1 protein-coding gene is annotated in these 554 nt (G+C 51.8%); it reads left to right on the top strand.

Features of this window, described 5'->3' with window-relative positions; all coding sequences use genetic code 11:
• The coding region (locus PsAD37_RS13730) for an ATP-binding protein (RefSeq protein WP_153039744.1) at nt 1–554 on the top strand (554 nt) is incomplete at both ends.

Here is a 554-nt window from a genome sequence, read left to right as displayed (position 1 = left end):
TGATCGACCAACTCACACACCTGCGCCTGCATGGAATGGCGACCTGCGCACAAGACTTGCTGGCCTCGCGCAAGCAATCAGACCTTACGACAACACTCAAACAATTGATCGACGCTGAAACTGTAGACCGTCAGGTCCGTTCCATCCAATATCAAATGCGCATCGCAAAATTCCCTCATCACAAGGATTTTGCCAGTTTCGATTATAGCGCGAGCGTCGTTACAAAGGTTCAGGTCGCCCCGTTCTGTTCTGGTCAGTTCACCCAGGAGGCTCACAATCTCATCCTTGTGGGCGGCACTGGATCAGGCAAGACCCATATCGCGATTGCTCTGGGAACCACATTAATCAACCAGGGAAAGAAGGTCCGCTTCTATAATGCAGTTGACCTGATCAATGCCCTGATCAAGGAGCAGGCTGATGGAAAGAGCGGGAAAATCATCCGTCAACTGACATCACTGGATTGCGTCATCATCGACGAGTTGGGCTACATCCCGTTCCCCAAGTCCGGCGGTGCACTCCTGTTCCACCTCATCAGCAAGCTCTATGAGAAAACC

This window comes from Pseudovibrio sp. Ad37, from assembly GCF_001623075.1.
In the GTDB taxonomy this organism is placed as follows: Bacteria; Pseudomonadota; Alphaproteobacteria; order Rhizobiales; family Stappiaceae; genus Pseudovibrio.
Note: the sequence above shows the minus strand (reverse complement) of the source record. Positions and strands in the feature narration are given on the sequence as shown.